Below are 18,912 nucleotides of genomic sequence, written 5' to 3' on the forward strand. Positions count from 1 at the left end.
CTCCCGGACGTAAACGCAGGCAAAACAGCACGCAGCCGAAACGCCCCGACCGCGGGCCGGCCCGGGCCCGCGGCAGGCGGGCGACGACTAAGTTGCATGCCGATTGCGTGTTTCCTTTCCAAGCTTTCCGCATTCCAGCTATGATCTGTCTACTCTCACGTCGGGGGATAGGGATACGCTACTTCTAAGTGGGCAGTCCGGGGTTGCTGTCTGCAAAGCGGTACGAAGGAAACTACATGTCGAGGGATTCGCTGGGCTGGGGGAATGTTTCCACTACATTGGCACCCGCCGAAGAAGAACATGCTGCCGGCCAGGTCGCGAGACACGGCTGGTCCGGTTTGGCGCGGAACGCTGATGCCGAGCGTGTCCGCCAGGAACTGCTTGCCCAGGACCGGATGGGCGTCGTCATCACCGGCGACCGCGGCGTGGGCAAAACGCTTGTCGGCCGGACCGCCCTCGCGGGCTTCGGCCCCGAGGTGTACACCATCCAGCTCCGCAGTTCAGGGCCGGGTTCGGCAACGCCGTACGGCTGCCTCGCCTTCACCCTTGCGCGGCTCCCGCAGAGTTCCCTGGGCTCGCCGACCGCCATCCTGCACGGCATTACCTCGCTGATCCGCGACGACGCCGCCGGGCGCCAGTGCGTGATCCTGCTCGACAACGCCGGTGCCCTCGATGAACTCAGCACCGGGGTCCTGCTCAACCTGCTCCAGACCCGGACCGCCCGGTTGATCGCAACGGCCCAGCGCACCACTGACCTTCCGCCCGATTTCTACTGGCTCATCACTTCCGGCCAGCTCGCCGAGGTCCGGCTCGCCAACCTGACCGAACTCGAGACGCTGGAGGTCCTGCAGTCAGCTTTGGGCCATCGGGTCTCGACCGCCCTGGCAAGCCAGCTGCACCAGCTGGTCGGCGGCAGCCCCACGCTCCTGCAGGCCGTCGTCTCCGAACAAATCGAACGCGGAAACCTTGTTCTGTCCGGATCCGTGTGGACACTGCTCGATGAGGTTGTGCTGGATGGCCGCACGGCGCTGGAAGATATTGTCCGGGCCAGGTATGCCAGGGAAACACCCGAGGCCCGGGAGGTCATCGACGTCCTCTCCTGCGCCCGGACCCTGCCCCTGTCCCGGCTCGCCAGGATGTACAGCCCCGGTGTCATCGCCGACATGGAAGAGGCCGGCCAGATCGTGGTCGACCGCGCGGACCGGCACCTCGTCACGCTGGGCGACCGCTACCTCGGCGACATTGTCCGCAACTGGCTCAGCGTGGAGCGCCGGCTGGAGCTCCGGGACAAGGTCCCCGGACACCAGGAACATGAACTGGACGAACTGACAGTCGAAGACCTGCTGGCCTACGCGGCGTGGACCCACGACTGCCACGCCCAGCTGGCCCCCGCCCACGCCGTCGCGGCTGCCAGTGCCGCCGTCAAGCTCTTCGACCCGAAATTTGCCCTCAAATGCGCCGGCAGCCTCTCTCCCTCGGACCCTGAATGGGCCGAAGGGCAGCTCCAGAAATCGGCTGCCTACCTCCAGCTCGGCCTGCCGCTGCAGGCCATGTCCGCGCTGGACGACGTCTCCGAACGGCAGGTCAACGGCCTTGCGGCCGAGAACTTCGCCGAATTCATCGCGGCGAAGGCTGACTGCATGGCGTGGCTGGACGACCGCTCCGGCCAGGTCCCCGAACTGCTCGGGCAGGCCAGGGTACGGCTCCAGGACCTGAGCCTGGACGAGCCGTCCCCCGCCCCTGCGGCGCTTGCCCGGGCGGGGCTCTGCCTGGATCTGTGCGAGTTCAACTATTTCTCTTTCATCGGGGATTTCCAGCCCATGATGCAGCGGCTTACCACCGCGGCCACCACGGACGTGCCCGGCGCCGATCCCGTGCACCGGCTCAGGTCGGCCATCATCCTGATGGAGGCCTGGTCCATGACCGGCCACGAACTCGACGCCCGCAAACTCATGCGGGAAATCGGCGGACAGCTGGGCGAGTGGTCCAACGTGCCGCGCATCCGGGAAAACTTCGCCTGGCGCTCTTTCAACGTGCTGCTCCTCTCGGGCCTTTGGCGCCAAGCCATCGACATGCTCAAGGACGCGAGCGGCCGGGCCGGGCACGGGCTGCATTCCGGCAGCGCCGCAACGGACCTCGCCGTCGGACTCGCCTATGTCTATGCCGGCCGCGGGTACATGGCTCTGGATCCGTTGCTGGCCGCGATCGCCCAGCTGGAGGTGCGGGCGAGCCTGCAGTCCCTGCGCCAGGCCTACGCCGCCACTGCTTTTGCCTACGCCCAGACCGGCAACTCGGTCCAGGCCACGATCTACCTGGACCGGGCCCGCTCGGCTGACGGCCCGGCCCGCTTCACGGTCGGCAGTTCCACCGAGTTCTGCATGGATATGGCGTCGCGGTGGCTCGGTGACCCCGAAGCCAAGGACCGGCTGATACGGACCGCGGAGGAGCATTTCCGGAAGGGCCGCTACACCCTGGCCGGCATCTGCATGCTCGGGGCCACCGTCAACGGCACCGTCAAGGATTTTCTTTTGATGGAGGAAATCGCCGGGCTGCGGCAGGGGCCGCTGGCCGAGCTGTCCCGGACGGTCGCCGTCGGCAGCCGGAAGAAGGACGCCGCGATCATGCTCGAAGCCGCCGGGCAGGCCGCGGGCCTCGAACTGGACGCCGTCCAGGCCCGGTGCGCCGCGCTCGCATTCGACTTCGCGAAGGGCGCCGGACTGACCGCCAGCGCCAACGCCGCCTACAGCATGCTGGAGAGCCTCTCGGAGTCCGTACCGGCGCTGCCCGTCATGCCGCGCAACAAGGGCCCGCTGCTGACAGACCGGGAGCGGCAAATCGCCACCCTGGCCGGGAACGGGGTCTCCAACAAGGACATCGCCCTGGAAGTGGGCATTTCCGTCAGGACCGTGGAGGGCCACTTGTACCAGGTGTTCACGAAGCTCGGCGTTTCTTCGCGAAGTGATCTGCTTGGACTCATCTAAGGGGCCGGCGGGAAACCCCGGCACGGCGCCGGCCCGCGCCTTGACCGGGAGGTCGGAAGATTTGATGTCTGCAGTGGAAGCCCTCCAGGGCGGCAGCCATGTGGCCGTGTTCGTCCTCGGCGACAGCGGGATGGGCAAATCAAGGCTCATCGATGCCGTCGTCGGGGAACTGGGCCCCGAGGTGACGCCGGTGCCGATCCACGGCAGCGCGTCGCTGACCAAGGTGCCCTACGGTGTCCTGGGTCCCTTCATCGTCGGACTGCCGGTCCAGGAAGCAACATCGCAGCTGGCCGTGCTGAGGACGCTGTGGGCGCATCTGGAAGAGCAGAAGCGGGCCACCCAGAAGCCCCTCCTGCTGGTCGTTGACGACGCACACGATCTCGACGAGGCGACGGCCGGAATCCTCGCGGAGCTGGCGGCGGCCGGCTGGGCGAAACTGCTTGTGGGCGCGGCGGCCCGGCCCGGACTGCCGGAACCGCTCCTGCAGCTCTGGTTTGAAGGCATCGCCGAGCGGCACGACCTGCGCCCGCTCACCCTCGCGCAGACCACAGAGATGCTGGAGGGCGAGCTCGGCTCGCAAGTGCTGCCAAACGTCGCCGAGATCCTCTGGGAGGCCTCCGGGGGCAACCCGATGCTCCTCAACGGGCTCCTGGACGACGCCAGGAACGACGGGACGCTGCTGCGGCGCAACGGTGTCTGGTTGTTCACCCGGCACCTGAACAGCCACGGTGACCGGCTGACCGACGTCGTGCGCCGCCAGTTGCTGCTGCGCTCGCCGGAAGAACGGCAGGCCCTGAACCTCGTTGCGCTGGCCGAACCCGTGTCCCGGGAACTGATCGAGTCGGTGGCCGGCGAAGAGGCCGTGGGATCACTGATCGACAGCGAACTGATCCGGGTCACGGACACCGGGACGGGTGAGCTGCGGCTGTGGCATACCGTGTACGGCGACACCTTGCGGAACCTGATTTCACCGGCCAGGAGCCTGCAACTTCGGCAAAGCCTGCTGCGCAAGATGGACAGCGAGCCGACGTCTGCCGAGGGACTGCTGCGGCAAGTAAGCTGGTCGATCGAATGCGGCGCGGAGGTCGAGGACCGGCAGCTCCTGAGGGCGGCCGTGCTGGCGAGCCGGCTTTACGAGGACGAGCTCGCCCGCAAGGCTGCCGTCCTCGTCAAGGATCCGGAACTGCAGATGGCGGCCCGCGCCGTGATAGCACGGACCCGCTACAACGCCTCCGACTACATGGCGGCCCGGGACATCCTCGACGCCGATTTCGGGCAGGGAAACAGCATCCCCGGGCTCCTGGCCGGATCCCTCCTGTGGGCCGCAACGATGTCAGCGCTGGGCCACACACCGGCAGAGATCATCAAGCGGGCACAGATGCTCCGACGCGCCGCCGAACGCCTCGCCGCGGCCCGGCCCGACGACGCCGAAGCCATTCACCGTGCCACGGAAGAGCGGCTGGAGATTCTGGAAGCCATGGTCCTGGCGCTGGCGGGCGAGTACGCGGCAGCCCCGGCCGCGGCGGCGTCCGGCGAGGACGCGGCTGCCGGCACCCCACACTCGAACACCCCGCCCTCGAACACCCCACAGTCGAACACCCTCGTACAGGCGTTCCGGCTCTGCCTCGACGCGGAGCGGCTGCTTGCCGGCGGCAAGGGACTGAGCGCCCTCGCCGCGATGACCCGGGCCATCGAGGCCGCCGGGGCCGATCACGATGAGCTCTACTTCCTCACCGACTTCCTCGTCGTCCGATCGGCGGCCGCCGCAATCCACTCCGGCGACTGGCAGGGGGCGGAAAGCCTCCTGACCGGCTTCGTCGCCGGATCCGGGCCCAACCTGATTTCCTTCGGCGGGGGAGTGCACGCGGCGCACGGCATCATTCTGCTCTACCAGGGCAAGGCCGCCCAGGCCCTGAACACGCTAAGTGCCGCGCTCGAAGCGCTGCGGTTGACCGACCCCCAGCAGCTGTTCGCGCTCACGGCGGCCATGGCCTTCGCGGCAGCCGCCGAAGTCGGTGCCCAGACGAAGGCGGAGCTACTCCTCGCCGACTTCGAGGCAGCACCCGCGGCCCTGCCGCGGTACATGCGCTCACTGGCCGCGATGGCCGTGGTCTATGGAAAGGCCCGGCTCGGGAACTACCCGGGTGCCATCGCGGAACTGAAGCGGCTCGGCCGACCTTACCCGGAAGTGGACACCGCCGGGCTCGAACTCGACGCGCTGGCCTTCTGCCTGGCCCTGGGGGACACGGACTCGGCGCCGAGGCTGCTCGAACTCCGGGCCGGGCTCGAGGGGCCAAGGCCCGCCGCGATCTGCGCCTACGCCGCAGCCATCAGCGCGGACAACGCCGCAGACCTCCTTGAGGCCGCGAAAGCCTGTGAAGCGGCGGAATTGTGGGCCTTTGCCGCCCTCGCCTACGACGCCGCGGCGCACGCCTACCGGGCCGCGGGCGACACCCTCAGGGAGCGCATGGCCAATTCCCAGCGGAAGCGGTGCCTGGACCGGGCCGATGACCTTCCCGGCGACGAAGCGGCCAAGAACGATGACTCGCTCGGCATACTGACCCGCCGCGAGCGCGACATTGTGGCGCTGGCGGTACGCGGCCTCACTGACCGGCAGATTGCCGCAGAGCTCCAGGTGTCCGTGCGCACGGTTGAAGGCCATCTCTACCGCAGCTACGCGAAGCTCAACGTCAAGGGCCGTGAGCAGCTTCCCGGTATCGGCGGGCACTAGCGGCAAGCAAGGGAGAGGCCGCGTGGGGCCGTGTCCGCCGGCCGGCCGGCCGTGGCGGGGCCGCTTCCCCGGTGTCCGGGCCGCTACCGGCGCCGGACACGTGCGGCGGGATGGCGACTACTTGGTTTGGGCCTTGCGGCAGCGCCGGTCCAACTGAGTACAGCTACGTAGAGCGGGCGGAATACTCGCTAGGTAATCGAGTACTACTTACGCATACCGAAAATACGCGTAGTCCCTACCGTTGAGGTATCACCGCTCACACTTTGATTGCGAAGGTCTCTCATATGTTCCAGCAAGACGCCGGCTTGCCAACGGGCAGCGGCCAGACAGAAATAGTGTTTCCGGCGCAAAGAAACGGTCATGGCCGCAGTAAGGACAGACCCTTCACCCGCCAGGAGGTCGTTGCCGACATCGTTGAGACCCTGACGTCGGGTTCCGGCTGCGGCATCGTGCTCGTGGGCGACCACGGGGCCGGCAAGTCCTTTATCGCCCAGCGCGCCCTGGAGCAGCTCGGCGACGAGTACCTGGTAGTCCAGGTCAGGGGCAGCTCCATATCCTCCAAGCTTCCCTACGGGGCCTTGAGCGTCCTGCTCAACGACCTCGACGCCTCCCACCTCGAGCACCCGCTGATGGTGCTGCGCGGACTGACCCAGCTGCTCCACAACAAATCCGAAGGCCGGCGAATCGTCCTCTTCGTGGACAACGCCCATGACCTCGACGAGCTCTCCAGCATGATGGTGGCCCAGTTGAGCGCCGGGTCCCATGTCACGTTGCTGGCGGCGTGCGTTGACATGCCGCACATTGGCGGGGACATCATGGGCCTGTGGAAGGATGACCTGCTCCGACGGGTGGACCTCGGGCCGTTCGACTTCGCAGAGACGGCAACAACGTTGCACCACGAATACGGCGGCCGGTTCTCCCTGACCGCTGCCCGGGCGCTTTGGAGTGCGAGCGGGGGCAATGCCTTGTTCCTCCATTCCCTGGCCCGGGAGCAGATCAAGCTGGGCACAGTGATCCGCCAGGACGGTGTATGGTTCCTGGGCAACGGCCCCATCGCCTTGACCGGAGAGATCCGGGACGTCGTGAAGGCACGCCTCAACCGGCTCGGCAACGGCCAGCGCGACGTCTTTGAACTCCTGGCACTCGCCGGGGCAGTCCCGCTGCAGACCCTCATGCTCATCGCCAACCCGCAGGATATGGACGCGCTCCAGGAGCGGGCCCTGATCCGGGTCACCCATGACCATCCGCCGATGGTCAGCATCGCCAATCCGGTGACCGCCGGAATTGTCGCCAACGTGGTCCCGCCCGGGCGCAGCGCCGAACTCCGCCGCCGGCTCACGGCCGTTCTCCAGGAATCGGACGCGCTGGACACCGGCGGCTCGGCCGGCGTCGCCTGGGCGCTGGATTGCGGGGAAGAGGTGAGCTCCCAGGTCGCCCTGGCCGCCGCACGCGCCGCGAACGGTGCATCCGACCACGCGGCCGCCTTGCGATTTGTCCAGGAGGTCGAAGGAAGCGAACCCGCTGCCCTGATGGCCATCGAAACAGTCAATGCCCACATCTCGGTGAACAACGAGGACTCCGCACGCCGGGTTCTGGAGGCACTGGATGACGGCGCGTGCGCCAAGCTTCCCCTGACCGAGTGGACCGCTTTGCAGCTGCTGCGCGTGGAACTGGACAAACGCAGCACCGCCCCGGGCGCCGACCCCGAAGCCCGGATACAGGAGTTCGCCGAGCGGCTGGCTGCCGAGCCCGCCGCACAGAGTTCAGTTGCCGTTGCAGCCCGGGAGCGGCTGCGCCTGGCGGAGGCTGGGCTCGCCGCTTTCCGTGGACGCTACGACGAAGTCCTGGCCATAACCGACGGCGTGGACGCGGGGGACCTGGGCAGCGAACCAAGGATCCTGACCGCCAGCGTGCGCAGCGAGGCCCTGGCCGTCACCGGCAACGTGGTGCGGGCGCTCGCCCTCGGAAAGCAGATCCTGGCGGCCACAGCCGGCGTGCAGCTCCCGGACCATGCGGTTCGTGAGATCAGGGGCAGGTTCCTCCTCCTCCTTTTGCTCTCCGGCAAGTTCAGGGAAACGTCCGTCTATCTTGAGGAGACGTACAGCGGCGCAGAGCCCCAGACCAGGCTGGGCGGGATGTTTGAGATCGGGCACGGCGTCATGGACCTGCATGCCGGACACCTCGACGACGCCTTGTCCCGGCTCCAGGCGGGCCGGTGGCAGCTTCGGGCGCAGGACCCCGACGCTTTGGGCGGCCTGGCCGCGGCCGTGTGTGCCTATGCCGCCGCACTCCAGGGCGAAGAGGAAATGGCCGGCCTGCTACTGGACGATCTTGCCCAGGCCAGGCCGCCCGCGGCCTGGCTGGTGGAACGGCTCACACGCTATTTCGAACTGTCGGCCCAGGCCGAGCTCGGCCAGAGGGCAATGTCCATCCGTGCGCTCTCAGCCGAAGCGGGCAACGACGCCGAAACGTCAGCACTGGCCCCCGCGCTCCTGTTCCAGTCCGCCGCGGCCCGGCTGGGAGACCGCCAAACGGGCCAGAAGCTCGGCAGCCTGAGCGGGAGGGTGACCGGACAATTTGCGGCCCTGTGCTCGCGGCTGGCCGAAGGCATGCGCGAGGCTGACAGCGAGCAGTTACTGGCAGCATCCAAGGAAGCTGAGGCATGCGGCAACACCGTGTTCGCCCGGGACGCGGTGCGGAAAGCCGTCGGCTGCGCGAACGACGCCGGCAACCGCATCGCGCTGCGGATCGCCCAGCGGGCGCAGCAGTCCCTCGATGACAAGTTCGGCAGTCCGAAGAACGGGCTGCGGTCGCTTACAACCTCAACCCTGACGGCGAGGGAATGTGAAGTGGCGGTCCGGGCCGCTGCCGGTACGTCCAACCGCAAGATCGCGGAACAGATGCACGTATCCGTCCGCACTGTGGAGGGACACCTCTATCAGGTGTATTCGAAGCTGCACGTCGCCAGCCGATCGGAACTCAAAGATGTCATCTCGACTCCGGCAGACAGCGCCAGGCTCGGCTGAGCCCGGCAGACTGCAGGCGGCAACCCGGACGGCTATTCAAGACGGGCAGAAACTGGCAGGAAGAACCGGCGATGGAAAGCCTGGCTGAGACCTCGGCACTGATCGAGCGCTCGGCGCTGGTCAAGGACCTGGTGCGTTGCCTGCGTGACGACACCCGATCAGGTGCGCTCATCGTCGGCGGCGCGGGCGCGGGCAAGACCGCCGTCCTCAAGGCCGCCATCCGCGAACTCGAGCCCCACCGCCACCTGATTCGGCTGACCGCCACTTCGGCTCTGGCCAGCGTTCCTTTCGGTGCCCTGGCGCCGTACTTGTCCCGGCTTCCTGACCGGGAACTCGACTCCTACGCAGCCGTCGTGGAAGCGATGGCGCGCAGCCTGAAATCCGAGGCGGACCGCCCTCTGTTTGTGGTCGACGACGCGCATTGCCTCGACCATGGGACCGTCCGGCAGTTGGCGCAGGCGGCCGCGACCGGCGCCGCGGGAATCCTCGTGGCCTGCCGTCCCGGGCCGATGATTCCGGAAGAGTTCCTGGCGCTTTGGGACGACGGGATAATTTCCAAGTTCGACCTTTACCCGCTGAGCCGGATCGGAACCCACCAACTGTGCGAGCAGGTCCTGCGGGCCGACGTCTCTCCGTGGGTTAGTGCGTTGTTCCATAAGGCGGCCGACGGCAATCCGCTCATGCTGATGTCCCTGATCCAGCATGCCCGGGCCAGCGGCGCCTTGGGCCTCCGGCACGGAGTATGGTTCCTGCTGGCCAACCCCGACATGGCCCAAGTTCCGGCCGCCGACGTTGTGGACCGGCAGTTGCGCTCCATGACACCGGAGGAAAAGACCGCCGCCACGATCGTTGCCATGGCCGGACCGCTATCCCTGTCCCAGATTCTGCGGATCAGTGGTCCCAAGGCCGTTGATGCCCTGGACACCGCGGGCATCATTGCCGTCTCCACGGGTCATGACCGGCTGGTTCGGGCGGCCAGCCCGATCCTTGGCGAGATTATCCGCCAGCGGGTCCCGGCCGGCCGCAGTTCGGCCCTGCGTTCGAGCGTGTTGTCGCTTCCGTCGGCACGGGCCGCCGCGCCGGGAGCGGCCCTCAACCGGCTGCGCTGGTCCATGGACTGCGGCGTAGAGATCCCTCCGATCCAGCTCCTGCAGGCCGCTGTCGCCGCGAACACGGACCTGGACCCTGCGACCGCGTCCCGGGTGGCTGGCGCCATCCGGGACGCCCGGTTCCTCCCCGAGGCCCGGATCCAGTTGGCTTATTCGCACTTCATCGCGGGGCGCACCGAGGCCGCTGTGGCGTGTCTGGAGGCCGCACAGCCGGTGCCCTCCGGACGGCCGTCCTACCTGGCTGCCCTCCTCGCAGCCCGGCTCGGGTCCGCAACGCCGGCCCGGCAACAGCAAGCCGACGCCGGGACGCACAGCCCGGCCTTTGGACTGTCCATGGAACCAGAGCTCCTGGAATCGCGGGCCCGGGATTCACTGTCTGCGGATTTCGCAACGTGCACCGACCTTTCCGGGCGCGCTCCGGCGGGACGGCCGTCGGACGTGACAGCTGCCGGGGGACTGGCCACAGAGCTTCTGAGTCACTCGTGGGACGGCAAGTTCATGGCAGTTGGAACCGTGCTGCGCGAACTCATCGCCGCGGCCGGCGCCTATCCCGAAATCCGGGTCCCGGCAGTTTCCCTCCTCGCCGAACTCTTGACCGCCCAAGGTCAACTCCGCGCAGGGCTGCGATTGGACGGAGAGGCATGGGGCGGCGCCCGAACCGCAAGCCTGGAACTTCCCTTGGTCTACGAGGACCTCGTGGTGCGCCACTGCCTGAATCTGATCTGGGCAGGCGACTGGGACCGGCTCGGAAATGTCCTGGACGATTACGCGGCCCGTGAGCCTGGGCGTCTGCTGTACAGCGGCGGCATGCTGCACCTCATGCGGGGCTACTCGCGGTTGCGCCAGGGCAGGATGCGTGAAAGCTTGGCCGAACTTCGGCTGAGTGTCGAAGAGCTTACTATCGCCGACCCGTTAGGTCTGTTGCCGTTTGCGCGCGCCGTTGCGGCCTACGCCGCAGGCGCCGTCGGACGCCACCATGAGGCCAGCCAGCATGTGCTGGCCTACCGGCTCTCGGAGTACCGGGAGCCGAAAACCCTTCACCTGCTGGCAGAGGCGTACTGCCGGGCGGCTGAACCCGGAGAAGGGCCCGGAGGGAGCGGTGCCGGAGCTTTGGCGCGGCTGGCGGACGAGGCCCTGCACGAGAGCCTGCGGGGCGTTGAAACCGATATCAGGCGGCTCGCGYTCCGCRGCGGTGACACCTCGGGCGCCGAAGCCCTCGCCCTCAGCAGCGGCGCAGTCGACGGCCCGGAAGCCAGGCTGGTGGAGTCCTACGCGCGAGCGGTGTCGGCGTCCGATGCGTCCGACCTCATTGGCATCAGCGACGACGCGCTCAATGCAGGGCACGGGCTCCTTGCCCTTGAGGCCGCCCAGCAGGCCGAGCGGATCCTGGCAGACGACCCGGAGCGGTGGCGGCTTACCGCGGTCCAGCGCCGGGTCCATCACCGCCTGGTGGAGGCCGGAATGTTGTCGCAATTGGAGGTCGTCCGCAGCGATCACGGCGCCCCGTTGACTGCCCGCGAGACCGAAGTCCTGGAACTGGTGTCGGGCGGGGCCACGAACGCCGAGATCGCCACCGCGCTCTGTGTGTCACTTCGGACAGTGGAGGGGCACCTGTCCCGGATCTTCGCCAAGCTCGGCGTGGGCCGGCGGGCGGACCTCCTGGACCTCGGCCCGCTGCCCTCCTGACCGGCCCGGCCCGGCATGGCGTGACCTGGCTGTGGCGTGCGTACAGCACGGGTGGCCTGCGGGACCAGCGGGAGTAGCTCCAAGTAGTGCCATGGCGAGTAGGGCGTCAGAAATCGGGTAAACGCTACTCGTGTGCAGAGTCCGTTCGGGCGATTGACTTAAGCCAGTCCCACGAACAGCCCCATCCCGAACAACTCCACCCCGTACAGCTCCAACCCGAACAGCTCACAAAGGTCTCAAAATGAGGAACTTGAGGGCGGTCAGCAACCGCAAGCATGGCCCGAGGAAAGTGTGGTCTCAAATTCCTTGCTTGCGGATGCGGCCACTGCCACCATTAGAGGTGATCGGGCCGTAATCTTTCCCACTAACTCCTTCATTGGAATCGTGCGGTGCCTCAACGGGCAGCCGCGCGCCAAGGTCGGAGCCGGCGGCGTCAGAGCCTTCTGAGACCGAGGCTCTCCCCCCAGCCGCCGCCGGCTCCCTTAATCGGTCTACACGCGGGTCCGCGCCATCGAGAAGCGCGGCCCTGACACCGGCGCCGTCGGGCATCGCCGCAGGGGGTAGCGGCGCGTGACGGCGTCCGGTGTGCAAGCCCTCGCCGGACCTGGCGTCACGCGCCGGCATGTCGGGCGAGCCTTGCGCCGCGCAGGCCTTGCGCAGTAGCAGTGAGAGCCGGCCGGATGTTCCGGCGCCCCTGTTGCATGTCGCTGCTGGATGCCGCTTTTGCATGCCGCTTTTGCATGCCGGTGCTGGATGCCGACGGCCCACGGCTCCCGCCAATGGGTCCCGGCGACGCACACCCGCGGTCCCGGCGACGCACACCCGCGGCCCCTGCGGTCATCGCCGCGGCCCCTATCGTTTGTCGTCTGCCATTTTCTGGCAGCACCAGCCCAACCCGCCTGGCTGGGGGTTGATTGCGGCTGCCCTTGGGCAATGCTCCTGTCGCGGTCCGGGTCTTGGCCGCCGAAGGGCACCGCCGCGGGAGCCGATGGCCGCCGGAGCCGGCTAACGGGGCGCGGACCTCCGCCCGGGTTCCGCGGTGTGCGGGTCCGCGCGGTGGGCGCGCAGGAGGGCTGCAGGAACGTGGGATAATTAGGTTTAATCTGTGTGACGTATTTTGCACGCTGGCCGCCCGGCCGGCGCGGTGTACGCCGCAGCGAACGCCGATCCAGGAGTCTCCGCCATGGTTGCCACCCCAGCCCATCTCCGCCGCTCTGCCGCCGCGCTCGGAAACGAGGAGGTCCTGAGGATCCGCAACGACTTCCCAATCCTGCAGCAGCACGTCAACGGCAGGCCGCTCGTCTACCTGGACTCCGGTGCCACCTCGCAGAACCCGCTCAGCGTGCTCGAGGCCGAGCAGGAATTCTATGAGCAGCGGAACTCCGCGGTCCACCGTGGGGCACACCACCTCGCCGTCGAGGCCACCGAGGCGTTCGAAAACGCCCGGGAAACGGTGGCGGACTTCGTCGGGGCGGAGTGGGATGAGCTGATCTGGACCTCCAACGCCACGGAGGGCCTGAACCTGCTCACCTACTCCTTCCTCAACGCTTCCCTGCCGGGCGCCGGACCCGAAGCGGCCCGGTTCGCCCTGGCCCCGGGCGACGAGCTCGTGGTCACGGAGATGGAGCACCACGCCAACCTGATCCCCTGGCAGGAGCTGGCGGCCCGGACCGGCGCCGTCGTGAAGTTCATCCCGATCGACGACGCCGGCGCCCTTGACCTGGAGGCCGCTGCCGGCATCATCGGCCCGCGCACCCGCGTCCTGGCGTTCACGCACGCGTCAAACGTCCTCGGCACCATCAACCCGGTGGCCGCCCTGGTGGCCCTGGCCCGGTCCGCGGGAGCCCTCGTGGTGCTCGACGCCTGCCAGTCCGCACCGCACCTGCCCCTGGACGTGAAGGCGCTCGACGTCGACTTCGCGGTGTTCTCCGGCCACAAGATGCTTGCCCCCACCGGCATCGGCGCCCTCTATGGCCGCTCGGAGCTGCTCAACGCGATGCCGCCGTTCCTGACCGGCGGCTCCATGATCACCACCGTCACGATGGAACGGGCGGGTTTCCTGCCCAGCCCGCAACGCTTCGAAGCCGGCACCCAGCGCATTTCGCAGGCCGTGGCACTCTCCGCGGCGGTAAATTACCTCAGCGAAACCGGGATGGACCGCATCCACGCCTGGGAAGCCGAACTCGGCCAGCGCCTCGTGCGCGGCCTGGAGTCCATCCCCGGGATCCGGGTGCTGGGTCCGGCGGCCGGGCAGGAGCGGATTGGCCTGGCGGCATTCGACGTCGCGGGCGTCCACGCGCACGACGTCGGCCAGTTCCTGGACAGCCGCGGCATCGCCGTGCGGGTCGGCCACCACTGTGCCCAGCCCCTGCACCGCCGGCTCGGGCTGACGGCGACGACGCGCGCCAGTACGTACCTTTACAACACCACGGACGATGTGGACGCGTTCCTGAACGCGGTCGCCGATGTCCGTGCCTACTTCCAAGCCTAGGACGGACATCCATGAGTCTTGACCAGCTTTACCAGCAGATCATCCTCGAACATGCCAAGGCCCGGCACGGCAGCGGCCTCGCCGCCGCGGACGCGCCCAAGGAGGCCAGCTGCGGCCAGTCCCACCAGCTGAATCCGACCTGCGGCGACGAAATCACGGTCCGGGTGTCCGTTGCCGGCGGGAAGGTCAGTGAGCTGCGCTGGGACGGCGACGGCTGCTCGATCTCGATGGCCTCGGCGTCCGTGCTGACAGACCTCGCCGAGGGCATGACAGTCGAGGAACTCAGCGCCGTCATTGACAGCTTCCGCGAGGTGCTGCGCTCGCGCGGGAAGGTGCCGGCCGACCCGGAGGTGCTGGGCGACGCCGCGGCGTTTGAGGGCGTGTCCCGTTATGCTGCCCGGGTCAAATGCGCCATGCTCTCCTGGGTGGCCGCGGAGGACGCCCTCGGCCAGGCGCTGACGGCCTGACGGCAACACATCAGGGCCGGCCCAGGCCCTTGTAGGTCCAGCCGGCCGCCCGCCACTTGGCAGGGTCCAGGACGTTGCGGCCGTCCAGGATGCGCGGCGCGGACACGAGCGCTTTGGCGGCGTGCGGATCCAGCTCCCGGTACGCCTGCCACTCGGTCAGCAGCAGCACGGCATCGGCCCGGTGCAGCGTCGTCTCCAGGTCCGGTTCCAGCTGGAGTTCGGGGAAGCGCTTGGCGGCATTGGGCAGGGCCTGGGGATCGGTGACCGTCACCACGGCGCCCTGCAGCTGCAGCTGCGCGGCGGCGCTCAACGCGGGGGAGTCCCGGACGTCGTCGCTTTCGGGCTTGAACGCCGCGCCCAGGACTGCGACCCGCTGGCCCAACAGGGACCCGCCGCACAGTTCGCGTGTCAGCTCCACCACCCGGGTCCGGCGCCGCATGTTAATCGCATCCACTTCCCGCAGGAAGGTCAGAGCCTGGTCCGCCCCCAGCTCGCCGGCGCGGGCCATGAAGGCACGGATGTCCTTGGGCAGGCACCCGCCGCCGAATCCGATGCCTGCGTTCAGGAACTTCCGCCCGATCCGCTCGTCGAGCCCGATCGCATCGGCCAGCCGGGTGACGTCGGCGCCGGTGGCTTCGCAGACCTCGGCCATGGCGTTGATGAAGGAGATCTTGGTCGCGAGGAACGAGTTGGCTGCCGTCTTCACCAGTTCTGCCGTGGCGTAGTCCGTCACCAGCCGGGGTGTCCCGCCTGCCAGGGGAGTCTCGTAGACCCTGTCGAGGACGGCCACCGCGGGATGGTCTTCGCTGCCGTCCGGCGTGCCGTAGACAAACCGGTCCGGGTTCAGGGTGTCTGTCACGGCATGGCCTTCGCGCAGGAACTCGGGATTCCAGACCAGCGAGGCGCCGGGCTCTGCCTCCGCCAGCACCTCGGCCAGGCCCGCGGCGGTTCCCACAGGCACCGTGGATTTGCCGGCGACGACGTCGCCGGGGGAGACGTATTCAGCGAGCGAGGCGACGGCGGCGTCGACATAGCGCAGGTCGGCGCCGTTTTCGCCGCGTTTCTGCGGCGTTCCGACRCAGATGAAGTGGACCTCGGCGCCGCGGGCGGCCGCCATGTCGGTGGTGAACCGCAGCCGGCCCGATTCCTCAAGTTGGGACAAGAGTTCGTCGAGCACGGGTTCGTAAAAGGGGGCGTGGCCTGCTGAAAGCTGTGCCACCTTGTGTTCGTCGACGTCGATTCCGACGACGTCGTGACCCAGCTTTGCCATGCATGCGGCATGGACCGCGCCCAGGTAACCGCAACCAATAACCGAGATCCGCATAGTTCCGATTTCCTCCCGTCGGGCCCTGTTCACAGGGTACGTGGTGGACGTCGGGATCGCACAGCCTCACGGCGCGCCATGAACAGCCTGGCCACGAGCGCGCCGGCCATGGCGCCGATCGTGTTYGCGGCGACGTCGGCGACGGACGGAAAGCGCGCCGGCAGGAACGCCATCTGGCCGAGTTCGATCACGACGGAGAGGATGAACCCGGCAACGGCCCCGCCCCACCAGAGCCGCAGGCCCAGGATGATGGCGACCAGGGCGCCCAGCGGAATAAACAGGATCACGTTTGAGGAAAATTCCACCACCCCGTAGTCGAACCAGGGAGGGACGCCCCAGCTGYGCAGTTGCCGGAGCCACCGCATGAGGTAGGTGGCCGCGCCCCGGTCAACGGGCACCGGCCAGAAGGCAATCAGGCCGAGGACCGGAACGCAGGCGCACAGGCCCCAGATGGCGACGCGGCGGGGTAGCAACTGGCGTCCCCTTTCAGCGGTCCACCTTTTTGCTGATTCTAGCGGCCGGCGGCGGCAGGCGCAGGGTGCGCGTGCCGCCGCCGGTGTGCCGGATGCTAGCTGAGCAGCCCGGCCACGCCAATCGCCGCCGTCGCGGCCCCCAGCAGCATGGAGATGCTGACCAGGACCACATGGACGGTCAGGAAGCGCGTGGCCTTGCCGTTGGCGTCGCGGGCACGCGGATCCTTCATGACCCGGCGCAGGAACTGCGGCCAGACAACAAGGGACCAGACGCCGGCGACGATCAGGACGACGGCGAGGACCGCGGGCAGTTCCACGGGGTCAGTGGCTTTCGAGCCAGGCCTGGGCCTGCTGGGACTGCAGGTTCAGGGCCTTGCCGACCATCGGTTCTGCGGCGTCGGCGATCTTGCCGCCAAGGAACGGCACCGAGGAGGTCACGTCGCCCTCGAGCTCGATCCGGGTGCTGCCGCCGTCGGACACGAGACGCTGGACAGCCTTCACGTCCAGCGGGGCGCCGGAGACCTTCAGGGAGATCTTGCTCTGCCGGGAGCCGTCGGCGGTGGGGGCCTCCCAGGCCTCCAGCTGCGTCACCTTCAGGCTTTCGCCAACAAATTTCCGGGCAATGTCGGGCATCCGGGTGGTGGGGATGGTCCGCACGGTGGTGGTGTTGAAAGCGCCGGCGGTGTCGCCGTCGATGGCGAAGGATTCCAGGGTGCCGCCGACGAGTTCGCTCGTGTGGCGCAGGAAGTCTTCATTGACGAAAACCGCGGTAACGCGGTCGACGCTGTGCGGAACGGTGGTGGATGCACTCAGGGCCATAGGGGGGTCCTCCGTGATGTGGAAGTGGACGTTTCGGGCTCCAACATCCTACGTGGTGTGCCGGGCTGGCTCCGATTCGAGGTTTTCCAGATCCCGGGCGGCGGCGGTGATATTCCGCGACATGGCGGGAAAAATGACGCTGTGGAACGGCAGCACTGCGAGCCAGTAGAGGCGGCCGCTGAGGCCCTTGGGGAAGAAGATGGCGCGCTGGCGGTAGCGGCTGCCCGTCCCCTCCGGCTCCACGGAAAGTTCGAGCCAGGCCCGGCCCGGGGCCCGCATTTCGGCCCGCAGCCGCAGCAGCCGGCCACGGTCGATCCGCTCGACCCGCCACCAGTCCACCACCTCGCCCTCGGCCAGCAGGTGCGGGTGCCGGCGGCCGCGCAGCAGCCCCGCCCCGCCGGTGAGCTTGTCCAGCCAGCCGCGCACCTGCCAGGCCAGTGGCAGGGAGTACCAGCCGTTCCGGCCGCCGATTCCTTCGATGACGGTCCACACATATTTGGGGTCCACGTCGCTTTGGAAGCTTCGCTCGTCCACGTACACGGCGTGTCCGGACCAGTCCGGGTCGCTCGGCAGGGGATCGGCGTCGACGCCGGCGCTGGCCCACGTGGTCTCCACCTGGCCGTCGCGTTCCTTGCCCAGGGCGAGGGCCACGGCCCGCCGGTAGGGGGTCAGGCCGCCCTCCGGCGCAGGGATGTACGCGTCGATGTCGTGCTCGGCGGCGACGGCGTCGTGCTGGAGTGATTCGACGAGCGGCAGGGACATGGAGAGCGGGATGGGGGTGGTCAGTGCCACCCACAGACCGGCCAGTTTGGGGGCCGGCACCGGCAGCGCCAGCACCACCCGGTGCGGCAGGCGGGCCTCTGCGGCGTATTCCTGCATCATTCCGGCGTAACTGAGCACCTGGCGGCAGCCGATGTCGAAGGTCCGGTTGATGCGTCCTTCCAGCGACGCTGCCGCCACGAGGTAGTACAGGACGTCACGGACCGCGATCGCCTCGATCTTGTTGCGCACCCAGCTCGGGGCGGGCATCAGCGGCAGCGTCTCGGACAAATGCCGGATCATTTCGAACGACGCCGAACCCGAGCCGATCACGACGCCGGCCTGGAACACCACCGCGTCCACCGGGCTGTCCAGGAACACCTTCCCCACCGCCTCGCGGGAGCGCATGTGGGTGGACAGTTCGGCCCCGGCCGGGTGCAGGCCGCCGAGGTAAACGATCMTGTCCACACCGGCGGCGGCCGCGGCCCGGGCGGCCGTCCCGGCCATCGTCTTTTCCTTGGCCTCGAAGCCGGCCCCGGCCGCCATGGAATGGACCAGGTAGTACAGGACGTCGACGCCGTCGAGCGCCGCCTGCAGGGCGTCCCCGTCGTCGAGGCTGCTGTGGATCACCTCGACGTCGTCCAGCCAGGGCACGCCGGCGATCTTGGCCGGGGTGCGGACCACGACTTTGACCCGGTGCCCGGCTTCCAGGAGCCGGGGGACAAGCCGGCCGCCGATGTAGCCGGTGGCCCCGGTGACGAGCACGGTCTTAGGGGATGCGGCCTTCGCGGTGGCTGCCTGCGGGGCTGTAGCAGGAGTTCCAGCGGGTTCGGGGGTTGCGGTTGTGGCGTTCATGGTGACTCCTTGTCAGCCAGCAGTTGGCGGGTGGCCTACCAAGCCATTCGGTGCGCGGCCCGCGTTGGATGGGCCGCCCGCTCCTGAAGCCAGCCTAGCCCCGTCGGCGGCGCCCCGGGCAGGCCTCACCGGCCGGGCCCGTCGGCGGTCCCCGAGGCTCCGCGGTAGGCTTGGAGGGCCCGGGATTCTCG

Annotated in this window: 11 protein-coding genes; 6 read left to right on the forward strand and 5 right to left on the reverse strand. The window is 68.3% G+C overall.

From position 1 onward, the window contains the following. Nucleotides 1-236 precede the first annotated feature (236 nt). The 6 genes from AC1DHX_RS05685 to sufU all read left to right on the forward strand — a co-directional run bounded on the left by AC1DHX_RS05685 (nt 237) and on the right by sufU (nt 14,491). On the forward strand, nt 237-2,981 hold the full coding sequence (locus AC1DHX_RS05685) for a helix-turn-helix transcriptional regulator (RefSeq protein WP_476859127.1): 2,745 nt from the start codon (nt 237-239) through the stop codon (nt 2,979-2,981). Next, nucleotides 2,959-5,712 (forward strand): LuxR C-terminal-related transcriptional regulator, encoded by a 2,754-nt coding sequence (locus AC1DHX_RS05690; protein WP_476859126.1) that lies wholly within the window; start codon nt 2,959-2,961, stop codon nt 5,710-5,712. Before AC1DHX_RS05685 ends, AC1DHX_RS05690 begins: the two co-directional genes overlap by 23 nt. A gap of 284 nt (nt 5,713-5,996) precedes the next feature. After that, nucleotides 5,997-8,738 carry a LuxR C-terminal-related transcriptional regulator gene (locus AC1DHX_RS05695; protein ID WP_476859125.1) on the forward strand — a complete coding sequence of 914 codons (2,742 nt, stop codon included), beginning with the start codon at nt 5,997-5,999 and terminating at the stop codon, nt 8,736-8,738. A gap of 71 nt (nt 8,739-8,809) precedes the next feature. Beyond that, entirely contained in the window at nt 8,810-11,533 is a 2,724-nt protein-coding gene (locus AC1DHX_RS05700) for a helix-turn-helix transcriptional regulator (RefSeq protein WP_476899900.1), read from the forward strand. A 1,183-nt stretch (nt 11,534-12,716) separates the two neighbouring features. Further along, nucleotides 12,717-14,024, forward strand: coding sequence for an aminotransferase class V-fold PLP-dependent enzyme (locus tag AC1DHX_RS05705; protein ID WP_476859123.1), 1,308 nt, complete (start codon nt 12,717-12,719; stop codon nt 14,022-14,024). 11 nt (nt 14,025-14,035) lie between these two features. Then, nucleotides 14,036-14,491: a Fe-S cluster assembly sulfur transfer protein SufU gene (gene sufU / locus AC1DHX_RS05710; RefSeq protein WP_230009833.1), complete on the forward strand. Its 456-nt coding sequence runs from the start codon at nt 14,036-14,038 to the stop codon at nt 14,489-14,491. 10 nt (nt 14,492-14,501) lie between these two features. Here sufU and AC1DHX_RS05715 read toward each other — a convergent pair whose 3' ends face one another. The 5 genes from AC1DHX_RS05715 to AC1DHX_RS05735 form a co-directional block, all read right to left on the reverse strand. Beyond that, nucleotides 14,502-15,815 (reverse strand): UDP-glucose dehydrogenase family protein, encoded by a 1,314-nt coding sequence (locus AC1DHX_RS05715; RefSeq protein WP_476856545.1) that lies wholly within the window; start codon nt 15,813-15,815, stop codon nt 14,502-14,504. Nucleotides 15,816-15,844: 29 nt separating this feature from the next. Next, nucleotides 15,845-16,288 (reverse strand): VanZ family protein, encoded by a 444-nt coding sequence (locus tag AC1DHX_RS05720; RefSeq protein WP_476899901.1) that lies wholly within the window; start codon nt 16,286-16,288, stop codon nt 15,845-15,847. A 95-nt stretch (nt 16,289-16,383) separates the two neighbouring features. Next, nucleotides 16,384-16,605: an SCO4848 family membrane protein gene (locus AC1DHX_RS05725; RefSeq protein ID WP_018774651.1), complete on the reverse strand. Its 222-nt coding sequence runs from the start codon at nt 16,603-16,605 to the stop codon at nt 16,384-16,386. A gap of 4 nt (nt 16,606-16,609) precedes the next feature. After that, complete coding sequence (locus tag AC1DHX_RS05730) at nt 16,610-17,107, reverse strand: DUF2505 domain-containing protein (RefSeq protein WP_476859122.1); 498 nt, start codon at nt 17,105-17,107, stop codon at nt 16,610-16,612. Between the two features lie 48 nt (nt 17,108-17,155). Beyond that, nucleotides 17,156-18,721 carry an SDR family oxidoreductase gene (locus AC1DHX_RS05735; protein WP_476899902.1) on the reverse strand — a complete coding sequence of 522 codons (1,566 nt, stop codon included), beginning with the start codon at nt 18,719-18,721 and terminating at the stop codon, nt 17,156-17,158. Nucleotides 18,722-18,912 lie beyond the last annotated feature (191 nt).

The organism is Arthrobacter sp. 05N33_2 (assembly GCF_056397425.1).

What these genes read in the sequence shown, in the direction of transcription:
- AC1DHX_RS05685 (WP_476859127.1), top strand. Translation starts at nt 237, where the DNA reads ATGTCGAGGGATTCGCTGGGCTGGGGGAATGTTTCCACTACATTGGCA.
- AC1DHX_RS05695 (WP_476859125.1), top strand. Translation starts at nt 5,997, where the DNA reads ATGTTCCAGCAAGACGCCGGCTTGCCAACGGGCAGCGGCCAGACAGAA.
- AC1DHX_RS05705 (WP_476859123.1), top strand. Translation starts at nt 12,717, where the DNA reads ATGGTTGCCACCCCAGCCCATCTCCGCCGCTCTGCCGCCGCGCTCGGA.
- sufU (WP_230009833.1), top strand. Translation starts at nt 14,036, where the DNA reads ATGAGTCTTGACCAGCTTTACCAGCAGATCATCCTCGAACATGCCAAG.
- AC1DHX_RS05730 (WP_476859122.1), bottom strand. Translation starts at nt 17,107, where the DNA reads ATGGCCCTGAGTGCATCCACCACCGTTCCGCACAGCGTCGACCGCGTT.